Source organism: Streptomyces sp. NPDC024632, from assembly GCF_055559175.1.
On the sequence record NZ_JBVHLD010000011.1, the window covers coordinates 188,877 to 207,037 of the forward strand.

Here is an 18,161-nt window from a genome sequence, read left to right on the forward strand (position 1 = left end):
GCAGGGGGGCGCGCTCCTCACAGGGCGGGCAGGTGCAGGCGGCCCCGGCCCTCCCGCACGTGGGGCAGGACGGTCGGGTCGCCGACCAGCGCGCCGTCCAGGTCCGTCGTCACGCGCAGGGCGTGTTTGCCGAGGTAGACGGGGCCCGGCTCGGGCTCGTCGCGGTAGAGGACGAAGCCGGTGACGCGGTCGACGCGGTTCGGGAGCAGCCGCCACACGCCGGTCGCGGAGCACACCGTCGCTTCCGGGACCGCCTCGGCCAGCCACGCGGCGGCGCTCGCCTCCACGGCGGCGGCGAAGCGCTGGCTGTCGTCGAAGGGGCGGACGAGGTCGAGGCGCCCCGAGCCGGGGACGGGGACGCCGTCGCGCCATTCGAACCAGGCGCGGTAGTACGGGCGTTGGCCGGACAGAGCGGCGAGCCGCCGTCTCGCGGTCACCCGCAGCAGCGTCGGGGCGCTCGGGTCGCGGTCCTTCAGGCCCGCCACCAGGTCGGGGTGGGCGATCAGTACGGTCGTGGGAGTGGCGCCGGACCAGCGGGTCAGGCACGCGGCGATACGGGTGAGGAGGTCGTCGACCGTTCCGTTACGGGGGTCGGCCGCGATCCACGGCTCGGCGACGACGTTGCCGAGGGCGTACACCTCGTAACCGCCTGCGCGGAACGCCGCGTCGAGGCCGCGCCAGGTCCGCGCCCGGTCCAGGGCGTCCGCCACCGCCTTGCGCAGCTCGTCCTCTTCCGGCTCCGCCCGGTCCACCCTCAGCCGCACGACGGCGTCCGGGTCGTCCGTCACCCGGAACATCACCTCGGCGCCGCCGGCCGCGGGGAAGCGGGAACGCGCGCCGTAGACGGCCAGTCGGCCGGGGAAGAGGCGGTCGCCCATGCGGGCCGCCGTGCGGCGCTGCCGCCGCGTGCCGAGCAGACCTGTCGCCGCTCCGAGCAGCATCACCAACCACAGCACGGGGGGCTCCTTTCGCCTGCCCCGACGCTAGCCGTCCGCCTCCGGCGCGGGCCTGAGCATCCGTACTCATCCTTCCCGGGGCGCGGCCCCGTGCGGTTCCTCTGCTGTGGGGCGGTTCGCCGATCTTTTGAGGGGCGCGGGGAACCGCGCGCTCAGCCGCCGACGGTGGCGCGGCCTTTTGAAGACCGGCGCCAGCGGGGCAGATGCCGTTGTCTTCGGGCTGACAGCCCGGTGGGGGCTGGTCGCGCGGTTCCCCGCGCCCCCGAGAACAAGGCCCTGCGCTGCGGCAGCGCACGTTCCCCGCGCCCCGGAGGGGGTCAGCAGCCGCCGCAGGTGTAGAAGAGGGCGTCCCAGTGGCTGCCCTCGTCGGCGTAGATGTTGCCGGAGGCAGCCTGGTACTGGGGGTAGCCGTCACCGCGGAGACCGATGTAGGTGAAGGCGCTGTGGATGTAGTTGGTGATGCAGGTGTTCTTGCCGAAGTCGAGCTTGTAGCCGTTCCAGTGGGAGTACGTGCCGCTGGCGTGGCCGGTCTCGGTGCCGCCGGTGATGTTGAGGGCGCAGCCGCTGGCGTGCTTGAGGGTGACGGCGCCCTGGGCGGTGGTGAGGTTGAGCTGGTCGAAGGACGTACACGTCGAGACGTTGCGGTTGGAGCAGCCGCCGGAGGACGACCAGGTGATGCCCGCGCCGCTGAACATGCTCGTCGCCTGGGCGTGGGTGAGCTTGGTGACGGCGAACGCGTCGGTGGAGCTGGCCAGTCCGATGCCGGGGGCGAACACCGCGGTGAGGACGAGAGTCAGGACACTGAGCACGGATCGGGCGCGCAGACGTAGCGTCATGCGATTCCTCCTGCTGTTTCCGCTGGGGTGGGTGGTGTGCGGGTGACCGGTGTGCAGGTGGCGCAGGAGGAGTGTGCCCGAGCTCTACGCGCGTCCGCCAGTGTCCGCACATGAACGGTCCCGGTCGCGAGGAACACGACCGGGACCCGGAGCACGGCAAAGACCGGTAAAGGCCGGTAAACGGCCCACGAGGGGTGACGCCCAGGGGGCGAAATCCCGCTACTGCTCCTGGGGTTCGAGGCCCGCGCGCAGCAGCCCGTACGTGTACGCGTCGTCAAGTGCCGCCCAGGACGCGGCGATCACGTTGTCCGCGACGCCGACCGTGGACCACTCGGCGGCGCCGTCCGTGGTGGTGATCAGGACGCGGGTGGTGGAGTCGGTGCCCGAACGGCCTTCGAGGATACGGACCTTGTAGTCGACCAGCGCGAAGGCGGCGAGCTGCGGGTAGATCCGGCCGAGGGCCGCGAGCAGGGCGCGGTCCAGGGCGTTGACCGGGCCGTTGCCCTCGGCGGTGGCGACGATGCGCTCGCCCTTGGCCCACATCTTCACCGTCGCCTCGTTGGCGTGGGTGCCGTCGGGGCGGTCCTCGGTGATGACGCGCCAGGACTCGGTGCGGAAGAAGCGGCGCGGGCCGCCGTTCTCAGCGCGTTCCAGCTCCTCGCGCAGCAGCAGCGCGAACGACGCGTCGGCGGCCTCGTAGGTGTAGCCCTTCAGCTCGCGTTCCTTGACGCGCGCGACGACCCGGCCGACCAGCTCGCGGTCGCCGCCGAGGTCGATGCCGAGTTCCTTGCCCTTGAGCTCGATGGAGGCGCGGCCCGCCATGTCGGAGACCAGCATCCGCATGGTGTTGCCGACCTGCTCGGGGTCGATGTGCTGGTAGAGGTCGGGGTCGACCTTGATCGCGGAGGCGTGCAGACCGGCCTTGTGCGCGAAGGCGGAGACGCCGACGTAGGGCTGGTGGGTGGAGGGCGGCAGGTTGACGACCTCGGCGATGGCGTGCGAGATGCGGGTCATCTCGCCGAGCGTGCCGGGCGGCAGGACGCGGCGGCCGTGCTTGAGCTCCAGTGCGGCGACCACCGGGAAGAGGTTGGAGTTGCCGACGCGCTCGCCGTAGCCGTTGGCGGTGCACTGGACGTGGGTGGCGCCCGCGTCCACGGCGGCCAGGGTGTTGGCGACCGCGCAGCCGGTGTCGTCCTGCGCGTGGATGCCCAGGCGCGCGCCGGTGTCGGCCAGGACCAGCCCGGTGACGGCCTGGACCTGGGCGGGCAGCATCCCGCCGTTGGTGTCGCACAGGACGACGACGGACGCGCCCGCCTCGTGCGCGGCCCGTACGACGGCGGTGGCGTAGGCGGCGTTCGCCTTGTAGCCGTCGAAGAAGTGCTCGCAGTCGACGAAGACGCGGCGCCCTTGGGCGACGAGGTGGGAGACGGTGTCCGTCACCATCGCCAGGTTCTCTTCGAGAGTGGTGCGCAGGGCCAGTTCCACATGCCGGTCGTGGGACTTGGCGACCAGGGTGATGACCGGGGCGCCGGAGTCCAGCAGGGCCTTGACCTGCGGGTCCTGCGCGGCGACCGCGTTGGGGCGGCGGGTGGCGCCGAAGGCCACCAGCGTCGCGTGTTTCAGGTCCAGTTCGGTGGCGGCGCGGGCGAAGAACTCGGTGTCGCGGGGATTGGCGCCGGGCCAGCCGCCCTCGATGAACCCCACTCCGAAGTCGTCCAGGTGCCGGGCGATCGTCAGCTTGTCGGCGACGGTGAGGTTGATTCCCTCGCGCTGGGCGCCGTCGCGCAGCGTGGTGTCGAAGACGTGGAAGCTGTCGTCCAGTTCGGCGGTCATGGCTGTCGTAACTCCTGTCGGGTGAGTGGGTTCCCGTCCGGACATGCGGATATCGGGAGGATCCAGCTCCACTTGCCCCCATCGTCCCTCGCGCCCCGCCTCCCGGCGGTGGTGGGCCGGAAAACGAAAAAACCTCTCGCGGATGCGAGAGGTCTGCACGCGGGTCTGGGCGGGTGACGCTCCCCTGTGGTCAGGGGATCAGTCACTGCGGACCGGCGTGCCTGCGGCCAATAATCACGTTGGCGTACGGGTGCACGTTGGCAGTGTGCCACAAACCGGCCCGCTCGGGACGCCGGTCTCACCATTCGGTCGCTTCCCTGGTGGGCGGCGCCTCGCGGTCCGACGCGCCGCCCCCGCCCGCGCTCAGCCGCCCAGCGGGTGCATCCAGCCGTACGGGTCGGCGGCCCGGCCGCCCTGGATGTCGAGAAGCGCCTCCCGTAGGCGCATGGTGACCGCGCCGGGCGCGCCGTCGGCCACCGGCCAGCTCGCGCGGGTGGACTTGACGGACCCGACCGGAGTGATCACGGCGGCGGTGCCGCACGCGAAGACCTCGGTGAGGGTGCCGTCCGCGGCGTCCCGCTTCCAGTCGTCCACGGAGATCCGGCCCTCGCCGACCTCGTAGCCGAGGTCCGCGGCGATGGTGAGGAGGGAGTCGCGCGTGATGCCCGGCAGGAGGGAGCCGGACAGCTCGGGGGTGACGATGCGGTCGCCGTACACGAAGTACAGGTTCATGCCGCCCATCTCCTCGATCCAGCGGCGCTCGATCGCGTCGAGCCAGACCACCTGGTCGCAGCCGTGCTCGATGGCCTGGGCCTGGGCGACGAGGGAGGCGGCGTAGTTGCCGCCCGCCTTCGCGGCGCCGGTGCCGCCGGGCGCGGCGCGCACGTACTCCTCGGACAGCCACACCGAGACCGGCTTGACGCCGCCGGAGAAGTAGGAACCGGCCGGGGAGGCGATCACCAGGAAGAGGTACTCGTTGGCCGGGCGCACCCCGAGGCCGACCTCGGTGGCGATCATGAAGGGCCGCAGGTACAGGGACGCCTCGCCCGCGTCCGGCACCCACGCCTTCTCCTGCCTGACCAGCACGTCGCACGCCTCGATGAAGGTCTCGACCGGCAGCTCGGGCATCGACAGGCGGCGCGCGGAGGACTGGAAGCGCCGCGCGTTGGCCTCGGGCCTGAAGGTGGCCACGGTGCCGTCGGGCTGGCGGTACGCTTTCAGGCCCTCGAAGATCGTCTGCGCGTAGTGCAGCGTCATGTTCGCCGGGTCGATCGAGAGCGGGGCGTACGGCACGAGCTGGGCGTCGTGCCAGCCGCGGCCCTCGGTCCACTTGATGGTGACCATGTGGTCGGTGAAGTACCGCCCGAAGCCGGGGTCGGCCAGGATCGCCTCGCGCTCGGCGGCGGCCAGCGGGTGGGCGGAGGGCTTCAGCTCGATCGTGGGTGTCGTCATGTCCGTGTCCTTCGCCGTGTTCGCTGTCGTTCGCCGTCGTTCGCCGTCGTGCGCTGGCAGGTGCTGTCAGCGCAGGTCAGCCGTTGTCGTTCGCCGTCGTGGCGGCGGGGACACCGGGACAGGTCCTAGGACGTCCGAGCATCCGGTCGCACCGCGGCCCCACCGCCGATTATCGCAGCGGTGGGGCCGGGTACCTACAGGTGGGGCCGGGGCAGCCCCTGGCCTCGAGGTCGGACCGCCGCGTCAGGCGGATACCCGGGCGGCCAGCGCGTCGCCGATCGCGACCGTGCTGCGGGCGGGCTGTCCGGTGCGCTCGGACAGGTCGGCCTGGACGGCGGCGTCGATCCGCTCGGCCTCGTCCTCGTAACCGAGGTGCCGCAGGAGCAGGGCGACCGAGAGCACGGTGGCGGTCGGGTCGGCCTTGGACTGGCCCGCGATGTCGGGCGCGGAGCCGTGCACCGGCTCGAACATCGAGGGGAAGTCGCGGCTGGGGTTGATGTTGCCGCTGGCGGCCACGCCGATGCCGCCGGAGACGGCCGCGGCCAGGTCGGTGATGATGTCGCCGAAGAGGTTGTCGGTGACGATCACGTCGAACCGCTCGGGCTGCGTGACGAGGAAGATCGTCGCCGCGTCCACGTGCAGGTAGTCGGTGCTGACCTCGGGGAACTCGGCGCCGACCTGCTCGAAGATCCGGGTCCACAGGTGGCCCGCGTGCACGAGCACATTGTTCTTGTGCACGAGCGTGAGCTTCTTGCGGGGGCGGGCCTGGGCGCGGGCGTACGCGTCGCGCACCACGCGCTCGATGCCGAAGGCGGTGTTCAGGCTGACCTCGGTGGCCACCTCGTGCTCGGTGCCGGTCCTGATCGAGCCGCCGTTGCCGGTGTACGGGCCCTCGGTGCCCTCGCGGACCACGACGAAGTCGATCTCCGGGGTGCCCACGAGCGGCGAGGCGACACCGGGGAACAGCTTGCTCGGCCGCAGGTTCACATGGTGGTCGAAGGCGAAGCGGAGCTTGAGCAGGAAGCCGCGCTCCAGCACGCCCGACGGCACCGACGGGTCGCCGATCGCGCCCAGCAGGATCGCGTCGTGCGCCTTGAGCCGGCCGAGGTCGTCGTCGGTCAGCGTCTGACCGGTGGCGTGGTAGCGCTTCGCGCCGAAGTCGAACTCCTCCGTCTCCAGCTTGACGTCCTGCGGAAGCACGGCGGCAAGGACCTTGAGGCCCTCCGTCACGACTTCCTGGCCGATTCCGTCACCGGGGATCACTGCGAGGCTGATGCTGCGAGACATGCCGTGCACCCTACTCCGCGTCCCAGCCCCTGACACGGCGTGTCCGCATGCCGGACGACCGGAGGTATCCGGCATCCTGGGCGTCAACCGGTCGCCACGCCGCGTTCACCGCGCGGACGGACGCCAGTCGGGCCACGGTAGGACGGCGCTGGGAGATTGCGCGTCATGGACACACCACAGATGGGTATCGACGCCAGGCTCGCCGGTCGGATGAGCATGGCGGAGCAGCACGAATACCTGCGCGCCAAGCTGACCCGCCGCCGGGTCATCGGCGGCAGTGTCGCGGCCGCGGGCACGATCGCCGCCTCCGGCCTCCTCAGCGGCGTCGCCGCCGCGAGCACCCCGAGCCCCGGCGCGGGCCCGACGCTGCTCGGCCGGCCCGCCACCGGGCACCACGTCGACGGCGCGCTGGTCGCCCCGTTCGGCCGCCACCTCGCCTTCGGCCCCGACCCGAAGACCCAGTTCCGGGTCTCCTGGCAGGTGCCGCTCGCGGTCCGCAGGCCGTTCCTGCGGGTCGGTCTCCAGCCCTGGTCGCTCAGCCACAAGATCGAGGCGGAGGTGCGGGCGCTGCACACCCCGCAGCTCCTCAACAGCAAGCTGCCGCCGGTCGACCAGTTCTACCTGCACGTGGCGCTGGACAAGCTGCGTCCCGACACCACCTACTACTACGGCGTCGGCCACGAGGGCTTCGACCCGGCGGACGCCGCCGCCTTCGCGACCGTGGGTTCCTTCACCACCGCTCCCTCGCAGAGCAAGCGGGAACGCTTCACCTTCACCGCCTTCGGCGACCAGGGCGTCAGCTACCACGCGCTGGCCAACGACTCGCTGATCCTGGCCCGCAACCCGGCCTTCCACCTGCACGCGGGTGACATCTGCTACGCCGACCCGGACGGCGCGGGCCTGCCCGCGGACGGCGCGGACTACGATGCGCGCACCTGGGACTCCTTCCTCGCGCAGACCGAGTCGGTGGCCGCGCGGGTGCCGTGGATGGTGACCACCGGCAACCACGACATGGAGGCCTGGTACTCGCCCAACGGCTACGGCGGCCAGGAGGCCCGCTGGGCGCTGCCCGGCAACGGCCACGACCCGAAGAACCAGCCGGGCTCGTACTCCTTCGTCTACGGCAACACCGCGGTGATCGCGCTGGACGCCAACGACGTCTCGTACGAGATCCCGGCCAACTACGGGATCACCGGCGGCAAGCAGACCGCGTGGCTGGACCGGACGCTCGGCCAGTACCGCAAGCAGCACGGCATCGACTTCCTGGTGGTCTTCTTCCACCACTGCGCGTACTCGACCACCAACGCGCACGCCTCGGACGGCGGTGTGCAGGCGCAGTGGGTGCCGCTGTTCGAGAAGCACCGGGTGGACCTGGTGATCAACGGCCACAACCACGTGTACGAGCGGACCGACGCGATCCGCGGCGGGCAGGTGTCCCGGCAGGTGGCGATCGGTGCGACGACCCGGCCGGAGACGGACGGCGTCGTCTATGTGACCGCGGGCGGCGCGGGCCGCAGCCTGTACGACTTCCCGGCGCCGGACTCGGTGGAGGGCGCGGAGCACCACGTGGACTCGGTCACGACGTGGCACTCCGCGAAGGGCGGCGGCAAGGTCGCCGACACCGTCGAGTGGTCGCGGGTCCGCTACACCGGCTACTCGTTCATCTCCGTGGACGTCGAGCCCGCGCGGCCGGGGCGGGAGTCGACCCTGACCGTGTCCGCGCTGGCGGAGACGGGTGCGCGGATCGACCACTTCACGGTGGCGCGGCGCGCGCGGTAGGGCCGGAACCGTGAGACCGGTGGTGGGGAGCCGGTCTCATGAGGCCGGGCCACGGGGCCGGCCGCGGGCCGCGCGCCGCTCGTGCGGGGTGCGGTCAGCGGGCCTCGTGGCCCGTGCTGCCGCCGTTGTCGCGGCGGTCCATGCTGCGCTGGAGGGCGCGGAGGGCGTTCTGGCGGGCGGTCTCGTCCATGGTGATCAACTCCAGGGAAAACTTGAGGAGATGGATGGCGGTCGCCACGGAACGGGGCGGGGAGCGGGCGCCGCGGGGGTGACCCGCGCGAAGGGCGCTGCTCGCATCCGCCGCTCGCTCGATGGAGCGAGACGTTCGGCTTCTTACAAAGTTAGGTCAGCGTGGCCGTCCTGTCGCCACAATTACTCGGACTTCCTACTATCTGAGACGACCGTCACCCATGAGGAGGCCCCCGCCACCGGATGGGGACCGGTGACGGGGGCCGCTGAGGGCAGGGCGTGGTCAGCCCTGGTGCGGGTAGCGGTAGTCCGTCGGCGGGACCAGCGTCTCCTTGATGGAGCGCGTGGACGTCCAGCGCAGCAGATTCTGCGCGGCGCCCGCCTTGTCGTTGGTGCCCGACGCCCGGCCGCCGCCGAACGGCTGCTGGCCGACGACGGCGCCGGTCGACTTGTCGTTGATGTAGAAGTTGCCCGCGGCGAACCGCAGCTTCTCCATCACGTCGGCCACCGCGGCCCGGTCCTGCGCGATGACCGAACCGGTCAGGCCGTACGCCGAGACCGACTCCATCTGCGCGAGCATCGTCTCGAAGTCGGCGTCCTCGTAGACGTACACGCCGAGCACCGGGCCGAAGTACTCCTCGCGGAAGATCTCGTTGGCCGGGTCGGTGGAGACCAGGACGGTCGGGCGGATGAAGTACCCGACCGAGTCGTCGTACGTGCCGCCCGCGACGACCTCGATCGTCGGGTCGGCCTTGGCGCGGTCGATGGCGGCCTTGTTCTTGGCGAAGGACCGCTCGTCGATGACGGCGCCGAGGAAGTTGGACAGGTCGGTGACGTCGCCCATGGTGATGCCGTCGACCTCGGCCGCGAACTCCTCCTTGAAGCCGCCGTCCCAGATCGAGCGCGGGATGTAGGCGCGGGAGGAGGCCGAGCACTTCTGGCCCTGGTACTCGAAGGAGCCGCGGGTCAGGGCGGTCTTCAGGATCGCGGGGTCGGCGGACGGGTGCGCGACTACGAAGTCCTTGCCGCCGGTCTCGCCGACGATCCGGGGGTAGGACTTGTAGCCCTCGATGTGCTCGCCGACCGTGCGCCACAGGTGCTGGAAGGTCTTGGTGGAGCCGGTGAAGTGGATACCGGCGAGGTCCGGGTGGGTCAGCGCGACCTCGGAGACGGCGATGCCGTTGCCGGTCACCAGGTTGATGACGCCGTCGGGCAGCCCGGCCTCGCGCAGCACCTTCATCAGCAGGACGGCCGAGTGGGTCTGCGTCGGCGACGGCTTCCACACCACGACGTTGCCCATCAGGGCGGGCGCGGTGGGCAGATTGCCCGCGATGGCCGTGAAGTTGAACGGCGTGATCGCGTAGACGAAGCCTTCGAGCGGGCGGTGGTCGAGGCGGTTCCAGACGCCGGGGGCGTTGGCGACCGGCTGCTCGGCGAGGATCTGCCGCGCGAAGTGGACGTTGAACCGCCAGAAGTCGACCAGTTCGCAGGGGCTGTCGATCTCGGCCTGCTGGGCGGTCTTGCCCTGGCCGAGCATCGTGGAGGCCACGATCGTCTCGCGCCAGGGTCCGGCGAGCAGTTCCGCGGCGCGCAGGATGATCGCGGCGCGGTCGTCGAAGGCCATCGCGCGCCAGGCGGGGGCGGCGGCCAGCGCGGCGTCGACCGCGTCCTGCGCGTCCTGCGCGGTGGCCTCGGCGTAGCTGCCGAGCACGGCGCCGTGGTTGTGCGGCTGCACGACGTCGGAGCGCTCGCCGCCGCCCATGCGCTGCTCGCCGCCGATGAACATCGGCAGGTCGACGGGGTTGCCCGCCAGTTCCTTGAGCTTCGCCTCCAGACGGGCGCGCTCCGGGCTGCCCGGCGCGTACGAGTGCACCGGCTCGTTGACCGGCGCGGGAACCTGGGTCACGGCGTCCATGAAGCGTTTCTCCTTCGGTGAAGAAAGGGGGATCAGCGGGCGGGAGTCGACGGGCGGATCAGGGGCCCGGGACCGGCGGGCCGGATCAGCGGGCGGGGAGGAAGGAGCGGAGGAAGAAGGCGAGGTTCGCCGGGCGCTCCGCGAGGCGGCGCATGAAGTATCCGTACCAGTCTGCGCCGTACGGCACATAGATGCGCATACGTTCGCCTTCGTCCGCGAGCCGCCGCTGCTCCGCGGCCCGGATGCCGTACAGCATCTGGAACTCGTACGACCCGGCCGGCCGGTGGTTGCGCGCCGCCAGGTCCTGAGCGATGGCGATCATGCGCGGGTCGTGCGAGCCGACCATCGGGTAGCCGTCGCCCGCGAAGAGGATGCGCAGCGCCCTGACGTACGCCTTGTCCACGTCGGCCTTGGCCTGGAAGGCGACCTCGGCGGGCTCCTTGTACGCGCCCTTGACCAGCCGTACGCGCGAGCCCGCGACCGCCAGCGCGCGGGCGTCGTCCTCGGTGCGGAAGAGATACGACTGGAGGACGGCGCCGGTGCCGGGGTGCTCACGGCGCAGCTCGTGGAGTATCGCCAGCGTCGAGTCGACGGTGGTGTGGTCCTCCATGTCGAGGGTGACGGTGGTGCCGACCTCGGCGGCCAGTTCGGCGACCCGCCGTACGTTGGCCAGCGCGATGTCGTGGCCGCCGTCGGGCAGCGTCTGGCCGAAGGCGGACAGCTTCACCGACACCTCGGCGCGGCTGCCGAGGCCGTCGTTCCGCAGCGCTTCCAGCAGCCGCAGATACGCGTCCCTGGTGGCCTGCGCGGTGGCCCGGTCGGTGACGTCCTCACCGAGGTGGTCGAGGGTGACGTCGAGGCCGGAGGCGGTCAGCGACCGCACGGTGTCCATCGCGGGGCGCAGTTCGTCGCCCGCGATGAAGCGGTTCACCACGGGACGGGTGACGGGTGCGGCGGCGACGACGCGGCGCATACGGTCGCTGCGCGAGGCGGCGAGCAACACGGGACCGAGCACGGTGGCTCCTCCGGGACGAGGGCGGTACGGGGGAACGGCCGTCCCCGGCCGTCGCCCCGAATCTAGGATTCGCCTACCCGTTGGACCAGCGACACCTGTCACGCATCAGGGTGTGGTCCCTCATACAGATGTATGAGGGAGAATGGACGAGTGCGTAGTGACTACGGCGGCAGCGGCGGTTTCAGTGGCTTCGGCGGCGATCTCCAGGAGCTGGTCGACGAGGTGTCGGCGCTGCTGGGGGCGCCCGCGACCTTGGAGGACCGGGACTTCCGGCTGATCGCCTTCGGCGTGCACGACGGTGACGACGGCGCGACGGACCCGGTGCGTACCCGGTCGATCCTCACGCGCGGCTCCACCACCGAGGTCCGCGCCTGGTTCGAGCAGTTCGGCATCACCCGCGCCACCGGGCCGGTACGGATTCCGGCCGCGCCCTCGGCGGGCGTCTTCCGCGGCAGACTCTGCCTGCCCGTGCGGCACGGCGGCGTGGTGCACGGCTACGTCTGGCTGCTGGACGAGGCCGAGCACACCGCCACCCAGCTCGACGCGGCGATGGCGGTGGCCGCCAGGATCGGCGACCGGCTCGCGGTGACGGCCCGCGAGGGCGCGGGCACCGGCCGGGCGCTGCGCGACCTGCTGACCGCCCGCACCCGCGCCGCCCGCGACAACGCGGAGGACGCGCTGCGGACGGCGCTCGGCCCGGACGCCGACGAGCCGCACGCGCTGGTCTGCATCCGGCCGCCGTCCGGCGGCGAGGACGACCTGCCGGGGCCGCGGACGATCCCGTCGGCCGCCGCGCTCTGTTTCGTGCCGGGCCCGCGCGGCGACTGCGTCGCGCTGCTGGTGCGGCTGCGCACCGTACAACTGCTGGCCACGGCCAGGTCGGCGGCGGCGCGGGTGCTCGGGGAGGTGGCCTCGGAGGGCGCGGTGGCCGGGGTCAGCGACGGGCGCAAGTCGCTCGCGGAGCTGCCGGAGGCGTGGCGGGAGGCGGGGGACGCGGCGCGCGCCGCGCTCGCGCAGCCGCTGCACGGGCCGATCGCGAAGTGGTCGGGCATCGGCCCCTACCGTTTACTGACCGCGCTCCCGGCGGACGTCCCGCCGGACCCGGTGATCGCCCCCTTGCTCTCCCCCGCGCACCGCGAACTGGCCCACACCGCCGAGGCGTTCCTCGACAACGCCGGGCAGGCCGGCCGCACCGCCACCGCGCTGGCCATCCACCGCCAGACCCTCTACTACCGGCTCTCGCGCATCGAGCAGTTGACCGGCCTCGACCTGGCCGACGGCGAGTCGCGGCTGCTACTCCATATGGCCCTGAAGGCGGCGCGGCTGTAGGGCGGCCGGGACATACGACGGCGCCGCCCCCCACACCGGGTGGGAGGCGGCGCCGTCGTACGCGTGCGGACCGTCAGTCCGTCAGGTTCACCGCGCGGGCGGACGTCGCGCCGATCTCCGCCGCGATGTCGCTGAGGACACCGGCCGGGATCGTGGAGTCGACGGTGAGGGCGACCAGCGCGTCGCCGCCGGCGGCGGCGCGGGCGACCTGCATACCGGCGATGTTGACGCCGACCTCGCCGAGGATGCGGCCGAGGGTGCCGACCACGCCGGGGCGGTCGGTGTAGCGCAGGAAGGCCATGTGGTCGGCGAGCACCAGGTCGGTGTCGACGTCGCCGACCGCGACGATCTTCTGGATGTTCTTCGGCCCGGCCAGCGTGCCGGAGACCGAGACCTCGGTGCCGTCGGCGAGCGTGCCGCGCACCGTCACCAGATTGCGGTGGTTGGGCGACTCGGAGCTGGTGGTGAGGCGGACCTCGACCCCGCGCTCCTGCGCGAACAGCGGCGCGTTGACGTAGGAGACCGTCTCGGCGACGACGTCCTCGAACACGCCCTTGAGCGCGCTGAGTTCCAGCACCTTCACGTCGTGCTGGGTGATCTCGCCGGAGACCTCGACGTCGAGGCGGGCCGCGACCTCCCCGGCCAGCGCGGTGAAGATCCGGCCGAGCTTCTCGGCGAGCGGCAGAGCGGGCTTGACGTCCTCGGCGATGACGCCGCCCTGGACGTTGACCGCGTCCGGGACCAGCTCACCGGCGAGCGCGAGGCGCACCGAGCGGGCGACGGCGATGCCCGCCTTCTCCTGCGCCTCGTCGGTGGAGGCGCCCAGGTGCGGGGTGGCCACCACGTTGTCGAACTGGAACAGCGGGGAGTCGGTGCACGGCTCCTTGCTGTATACGTCCAGACCCGCGCCCGCGACCCGGCCCTCCTTGAGCGCCGAGGCCAGCGCCTCCTCGTCCACGATCCCGCCGCGCGCGGCGTTCACGATCCGGACCGACGGCTTGACCTTGTGCAGCGCCTCGTCACCGATCAGGCCGAGCGTCTCGGGCGTCTTGGGCAGGTGCACGGTGATGAAGTCCGCGGCTTCGAGCAGCTCGTCCAGCGTGAGCAGCTTGACGCCCATCTGCGCGGCGCGCGCGGGCTGCACATAGGGGTCGTACGCGACGATGTTCATCCCGAAGGCGGACATCCGCTGGGCGACCAGCACGCCGATCCGGCCGAGGCCGACGACGCCGAGGGTCTTCTCGCTCAGCTCGACGCCGGTGTACTTGTTCCGCTTCCACTCGCCGTTCTTGAGCGCGGCGTTGGCCGGGGCGATGTTGCGCGCGGTGGCGATGATCAGACCGCAGGCCAGCTCGGCGGCGGTCACGATGTTGGAGGTCGGCGCGTTGACGACCATGACGCCGGCCTTGGTGGCGGCGGAGACGTCGACGTTGTCGAGGCCGACGCCCGCGCGGGCGACGACCCGGAGTTTGCTCGCGGCGGCTACGGCTTCCGCGTCGACCTTGGTGGCGCTGCGGATCAAGATGGCGTCGACATCGGTGATCGCGGACAGCAGGTCGGCTCGGTCCGCCCCGTTGCAGTGCCGGATCTCGAAGTCCGGGCCGAGCGCGTCCACCGTGGCGGGCGACAGCTCTTCTGCGATGAGTACGACAGGCTTCTGGCTCACGTGGTCCTCACTTGTCCTTCGTGGGCGGCCGGTCCCGCGGTCGCTCCAGGGAGGGAGGGGATGGCATGCCGCGTGGAAGACGCACGACGCTGTGAGCCTGACGCGCTTGTTAAGGCAGTGTATCGGCGCGTTGACGGGCACCCTACGCCTTGGTGTAAGGATCACCCGAAGGTGGTTGTACGCCACGGCCAAGGGGCTTCTCACCCGCCGGACAGACCCCTTGGCCCGCCCGGCGGCCGAGAGCCCCCGAGACCGCGTGAGGGGTGTTACGCCTCTTCGTCGACCCAGCTCATCAGCTTGCGCAGCTTGCGGCCGGTCGTCTCCAGCAGGTGGTCCTCGTCGGCCTTCTTGTACTCGTTGTACTTCGGCAGACCGGCGTTGTACTCGGCGATCCAGTTGTTGGCGAAGGTGCCGTCCTGGATCTCGCCGAGGATCTTCTTCATCTCGGCCTTGGTGTTCTCGTTGATGATCCGCGGGCCGGAGACGTAGTCGCCCCACTCGGCGGTCTCGGAGACCGACCAGCGCATCTTCTCCAGGCCGCCCTCGTACATGAGGTCCACGATCAGCTTCAGCTCGTGGAGGCACTCGAAGTACGCGATCTCCGGCTGGTAGCCCGCCTCGACCAGGGTCTCGAAGCCGGCCTTGACCAGTGCGGAGGTGCCGCCGCACAGGACCGCCTGCTCACCGAAGAGGTCGGTCTCGGTCTCCTCGGTGAAGGTGGTCTTGATGACGCCGGCGCGGGTGCCGCCGATGCCCTTGGCGTACGACAGGGCCAGCGGGAAGCCCTTGCCGGTGGCGTCCTGCTCGACGGCGGCGATGCAGGGCACGCCGCGGCCTTCCTCGTACTGACGGCGGACCAGGTGGCCGGGGCCCTTGGGGGCGACCATGCACACGTCGACACCGGCCGGCGGCTTGATGAAGCCGAACCGGATGTTGAGGCCGTGGCCGAAGAAGAGGGCGTCGCCGTCCTTCAGGTTGTCCTTGATGGACTCCTCGTAGACCTTGGCCTGGATCGGGTCCGGGACCAGGATCATGATCACGTCGGCCTCGGCGGCGGCCTCGGCCACCGACACCACGCGCAGGCCCTGCTCCTCGGCCACGGTCTTGGACTTGGAGCCCTCGTGCAGACCGACGCGCACGTCGACGCCCGAGTCACGCAGCGACAGCGCGTGGGCGTGGCCCTGGCTGCCGTATCCGATGACCGCGACCTTGCGGCCCTGGATGATGGACAGGTCGGCGTCGTCGTCGTAGAACAGCTCGGCCACTTCGGGTCTCTCCTTGGATCGGGTTGTACGGCCCACCGTACGACGGGTGGGGACACGGGGGTTGCGGGGTCTCGCCATACGGATTCGGGCGAGGAGGCGTTGCGTGACGCCGCGGTGCTACGCGGAGCGGTCCAGCGCGCGCAGGCTGCGGTCGGTGATGGAACGGGCGCCCCGGCCGACGGCGATGGTGCCGGACTGGACGAGTTCCTTGATGCCGAAGGGCTCCAGCATCTTGAGCATGGCCTCCAGCTTGTCGGCGCCGCCGGTGGCCTCGATGGTGACGGCCTCCGGGGAGACGTCCACGGTCTTGGCGCGGAAGAGCTGGACGATCTCCACGATCTGGGAGCGCGAGTCGTTGTCGGCCCGCACCTTCACCAGAACGAGTTCGCGCTGAACCGCCGACGCGGGGTCGAGTTCGACGATCTTCAGCACGTTGACGAGCTTGTTGAGCTGCTTGGTGACCTGCTCCAACGGCAGTTCGTCCAGCACGTTGACCACGATGGTGATGCGGGAGATCTCGGGGTGCTCGGTGGTGCCGACCGCGAGGGAGTCGATGTTGAAGCCGCGCCGGGAGAACAGCGCCGTGATCCGGGCGAGGACACCGGGCTTGTTCTCCACCAGGACGGAGAGGGTGTGCTTGGACATGGTCGGGATTCCTTCTCTCACGTGTCCGCGGTCGCTTCAGTCGTCCAGCTCGTCGCTGAAGTCCGGGCGGACGTCGCGGGCGGCCATGATCTCGTCGTTGGAGGTGCCTGCGGCGACCATCGGCCACACCATCGCGTCCTCGTGGACGATGAAGTCCACGACGACGGGGCGGTCGTTGATGGAGTTGGCCTTGGCGATGACCGCGTCCAGCTCCTCGGGGGTCTCGCAGCGCAAGCCCACGCAGCCCATCGCCTCGGACAGCTTCACGAAGTCCGGGACGCGGGTGCCGCGGTTCTGGATGGAGCCGACGCCCTGCGTGGAGCCGGGGACGTTCTCGGCGCCTGAGTGCAGCACGGTGTTGGAGAACCGCTCGCCGTAGAAGAGGTTCTGCCACTGGCGGACCATGCCCAGCGCGCCGTTGTTGATGATCGCGATCTTGATCGGGATGTTGTTGAGCGCGCAGGTGACCAGTTCCTGGTTGGTCATCTGGAAGCAGCCGTCGCCGTCGATCGCCCAGACCGTGGCGTCGGGGCGGCCGGCCTTGGCGCCCATGGCGGCCGGGACCGCGTAGCCCATGGTGCCCGCGCCGCCGGAGTTGAACCAGGTGGAGGGCTTCTCGTACTTGATGAACTGGGCGGCCCACATCTGGTGCTGGCCGACGCCCGCGGCGAACAGCGTGCCCTCCGGGGCGAGTTGGCCGATCCGCTCGATGACCTGCTGCGGGGACAGGCTGCCGTCGGAGGGCAGGTCGTAGCCGAGCGGGTAGGTGTTGCGCCAGAAGTTCAGGTGCTCCCACCAGCCGGTGTAGTCGCCCTTGTGACCGGCCTCGTGGTCGGCCTGGACGGCGACGATCAGATCGGCGAGCACCTCGCGGGCGTCACCGACGATCGGGACGTCCGCGACGCGGTTCTTGGAGATCTCGGCCGGGTCGATGTCGGCGTGCACGACCTTGGCGTACGGCGCGAAGGTGTCGAGGCGGCCGGTGACGCGGTCGTCGAAGCGGGCGCCGAGGGCGACGATCAGGTCGGCCTTCTGGAGCGCGGTGACCGCGGCGACGTCGCCGTGCATGCCGGGCATGCCGACGTGCTGCGGGTGGCTGTCGGGGAAGGAGCCGAGCGCCATCAAGGTGGTGGTGACGGGCGCGCCGGTCAGTTCCGCGAGGATGCGCAGCTCGCCGGTGGCGCGGGCCTTCATGACGCCGCCGCCGACGTAGAGCACGGGGCGCTTGGCCTCGTTGATCAGCCGGGCGGCCTCGCGGATCTGCTTGGCGTGCGGCTTGGTCACCGGGCGGTAGCCGGGCAGGTCCTGCTGCGGCGGCCAGGAGAACGTCGTCTCGTTCTGCATCGCGTCCTTGGCGATGTCGACCAGGACCGGGCCGGGGCGGCCGGTGGAGGCGATGTGGAACGCCTCGGCGATGGTGCGCGGGATGTCGGCCGCGTCGGTGACCAGGAAGTTGTGCTTGGTGATCGGCATGGTGATGCCGCAGATGTCCGCCTCCTGGAAGGCGTCGGTCCCGATGGCCTTGGCGGCGACCTGCCCGGTGATGGCGACGATCGGCACCGAGTCCATGTGGGCGTCGGCGATCGGCGTCACGAGGTTGGTCGCGCCGGGGCCCGAGGTGGCCATGCACACGCCGACCTTGCCGGTGGCCTGCGCGTAGCCGGTGGCGGCGTGACCGGCGCCCTGCTCGTGCCTGACCAGGATGTGCCGGACCTTCGCGGAGTCCATGAGCGGGTCGTACGCGGGCAGGATCGCGCCCCCGGGAATGCCGAATACCGTGTCGGCGCCAACGGCCTCGAGGGAGCGGATGAGCGACTGCGCGCCCGTCATGCGCTCGGGGGTGGCTGCTGCGGCGGGAGCCGCGCTGCGGGTCCGCGGCTGCGGATGGTGGGACCCGTTGGCCTGCTCGGTCATCTGCGTTCTCTTCTCTCGAAGATGGGGGTGATGAGGGTTTTGTGGGGGTGTCCGACGGGGGCCGGACAACAAAAAACCCC

14 protein-coding genes are annotated in these 18,161 nt (G+C 71.0%); 2 read left to right on the forward strand and 12 right to left on the reverse strand.

Going from position 1 to position 18,161, the window contains the following annotated elements; all coding sequences use genetic code 11:
• Window positions 1-17: 17 nt before the first annotated feature.
• From ACZ37P_RS23750 to ACZ37P_RS23770, 5 genes are all read right to left on the reverse strand, one after another.
• A complete protein-coding gene (locus tag ACZ37P_RS23750; protein ID WP_401306181.1) occupies window positions 18-956 on the reverse strand; it encodes a lipase family protein in 939 nt (312 codons plus the stop codon).
• 317 nt (window positions 957-1,273) lie between these two features.
• The gene (locus ACZ37P_RS23755; RefSeq protein WP_355348146.1) at window positions 1,274-1,792 is read right to left on the reverse strand and encodes a hypothetical protein; all 519 of its coding nucleotides are present in this window, start codon (window positions 1,790-1,792) and stop codon (window positions 1,274-1,276) included.
• 219 nt (window positions 1,793-2,011) lie between these two features.
• Window positions 2,012-3,625 (reverse strand): citramalate synthase, encoded by a 1,614-nt coding sequence (gene cimA / locus ACZ37P_RS23760; RefSeq protein WP_355348143.1) that lies wholly within the window; start codon window positions 3,623-3,625, stop codon window positions 2,012-2,014.
• A gap of 363 nt (window positions 3,626-3,988) precedes the next feature.
• Window positions 3,989-5,077, reverse strand: a complete 1,089-nt coding sequence (locus ACZ37P_RS23765; RefSeq protein WP_401852191.1) for a branched-chain amino acid aminotransferase — start codon at window positions 5,075-5,077, stop codon at window positions 3,989-3,991.
• 243 nt (window positions 5,078-5,320) lie between these two features.
• Entirely contained in the window at window positions 5,321-6,364 is a 1,044-nt protein-coding gene (locus ACZ37P_RS23770) for a 3-isopropylmalate dehydrogenase (RefSeq protein ID WP_467348502.1), read from the reverse strand.
• A 165-nt stretch (window positions 6,365-6,529) separates the two neighbouring features.
• Between ACZ37P_RS23770 and ACZ37P_RS23775 the strand changes: the two genes are divergently transcribed.
• Complete coding sequence (locus ACZ37P_RS23775) at window positions 6,530-8,143, forward strand: fibronectin type III domain-containing protein (protein WP_391161488.1); 1,614 nt, start codon at window positions 6,530-6,532, stop codon at window positions 8,141-8,143.
• Window positions 8,144-8,237: 94 nt separating this feature from the next.
• On the opposite strand, the gene ACZ37P_RS23780 is transcribed toward ACZ37P_RS23775, so the two are convergent.
• The 3 genes from ACZ37P_RS23780 to ACZ37P_RS23790 form a co-directional block, all read right to left on the reverse strand.
• Window positions 8,238-8,381 (reverse strand): hypothetical protein, encoded by a 144-nt coding sequence (locus ACZ37P_RS23780; protein ID WP_188284990.1) that lies wholly within the window; start codon window positions 8,379-8,381, stop codon window positions 8,238-8,240.
• Between the two features lie 234 nt (window positions 8,382-8,615).
• Entirely contained in the window at window positions 8,616-10,247 is a 1,632-nt protein-coding gene (gene pruA, locus ACZ37P_RS23785) for an L-glutamate gamma-semialdehyde dehydrogenase (RefSeq protein ID WP_391044767.1), read from the reverse strand.
• A gap of 85 nt (window positions 10,248-10,332) precedes the next feature.
• A complete protein-coding gene (locus tag ACZ37P_RS23790) occupies window positions 10,333-11,262 on the reverse strand; it encodes a proline dehydrogenase family protein (protein ID WP_355348129.1) in 930 nt (309 codons plus the stop codon).
• Window positions 11,263-11,394: 132 nt separating this feature from the next.
• Here ACZ37P_RS23790 and ACZ37P_RS23795 point away from each other — a divergent pair, with 132 nt between their 5' ends.
• A complete protein-coding gene (locus tag ACZ37P_RS23795; RefSeq protein WP_355348126.1) occupies window positions 11,395-12,591 on the forward strand; it encodes a PucR family transcriptional regulator in 1,197 nt (398 codons plus the stop codon).
• A 73-nt stretch (window positions 12,592-12,664) separates the two neighbouring features.
• On the opposite strand, the gene serA is transcribed toward ACZ37P_RS23795, so the two are convergent.
• The 4 genes from serA to ACZ37P_RS23815 all read right to left on the reverse strand — a co-directional run bounded on the left by serA (window position 12,665) and on the right by ACZ37P_RS23815 (window position 18,081).
• Complete coding sequence (gene serA, locus ACZ37P_RS23800) at window positions 12,665-14,257, reverse strand: phosphoglycerate dehydrogenase (RefSeq protein ID WP_355348123.1); 1,593 nt, start codon at window positions 14,255-14,257, stop codon at window positions 12,665-12,667.
• Between the two features lie 266 nt (window positions 14,258-14,523).
• Window positions 14,524-15,522: a ketol-acid reductoisomerase gene (gene ilvC, locus ACZ37P_RS23805; protein WP_355348120.1), complete on the reverse strand. Its 999-nt coding sequence runs from the start codon at window positions 15,520-15,522 to the stop codon at window positions 14,524-14,526.
• A 117-nt stretch (window positions 15,523-15,639) separates the two neighbouring features.
• Window positions 15,640-16,167 (reverse strand): acetolactate synthase small subunit, encoded by a 528-nt coding sequence (ilvN, locus tag ACZ37P_RS23810; RefSeq protein ID WP_188284938.1) that lies wholly within the window; start codon window positions 16,165-16,167, stop codon window positions 15,640-15,642.
• A 36-nt stretch (window positions 16,168-16,203) separates the two neighbouring features.
• The gene (locus ACZ37P_RS23815) at window positions 16,204-18,081 is read right to left on the reverse strand and encodes an acetolactate synthase large subunit (RefSeq protein WP_355348116.1); all 1,878 of its coding nucleotides are present in this window, start codon (window positions 18,079-18,081) and stop codon (window positions 16,204-16,206) included.
• Window positions 18,082-18,161 lie beyond the last annotated feature (80 nt).

What these genes read in the sequence shown, in the direction of transcription:
- ACZ37P_RS23755 (WP_355348146.1), bottom strand. Translation starts at nt 1,792, where the DNA reads ATGACGCTACGTCTGCGCGCCCGATCCGTGCTCAGTGTCCTGACTCTC.
- cimA (WP_355348143.1), bottom strand. Translation starts at nt 3,625, where the DNA reads ATGACCGCCGAACTGGACGACAGCTTCCACGTCTTCGACACCACGCTG.
- ACZ37P_RS23765 (WP_401852191.1), bottom strand. Translation starts at nt 5,077, where the DNA reads ATGACGACACCCACGATCGAGCTGAAGCCCTCCGCCCACCCGCTGGCC.
- ACZ37P_RS23770 (WP_467348502.1), bottom strand. Translation starts at nt 6,364, where the DNA reads ATGTCTCGCAGCATCAGCCTCGCAGTGATCCCCGGTGACGGAATCGGC.
- ACZ37P_RS23775 (WP_391161488.1), top strand. Translation starts at nt 6,530, where the DNA reads ATGGACACACCACAGATGGGTATCGACGCCAGGCTCGCCGGTCGGATG.
- pruA (WP_391044767.1), bottom strand. Translation starts at nt 10,247, where the DNA reads ATGGACGCCGTGACCCAGGTTCCCGCGCCGGTCAACGAGCCGGTGCAC.
- ACZ37P_RS23795 (WP_355348126.1), top strand. Translation starts at nt 11,395, where the DNA reads ATGAGGGAGAATGGACGAGTGCGTAGTGACTACGGCGGCAGCGGCGGT.
- ilvN (WP_188284938.1), bottom strand. Translation starts at nt 16,167, where the DNA reads ATGTCCAAGCACACCCTCTCCGTCCTGGTGGAGAACAAGCCCGGTGTC.
- ACZ37P_RS23815 (WP_355348116.1), bottom strand. Translation starts at nt 18,081, where the DNA reads ATGACCGAGCAGGCCAACGGGTCCCACCATCCGCAGCCGCGGACCCGC.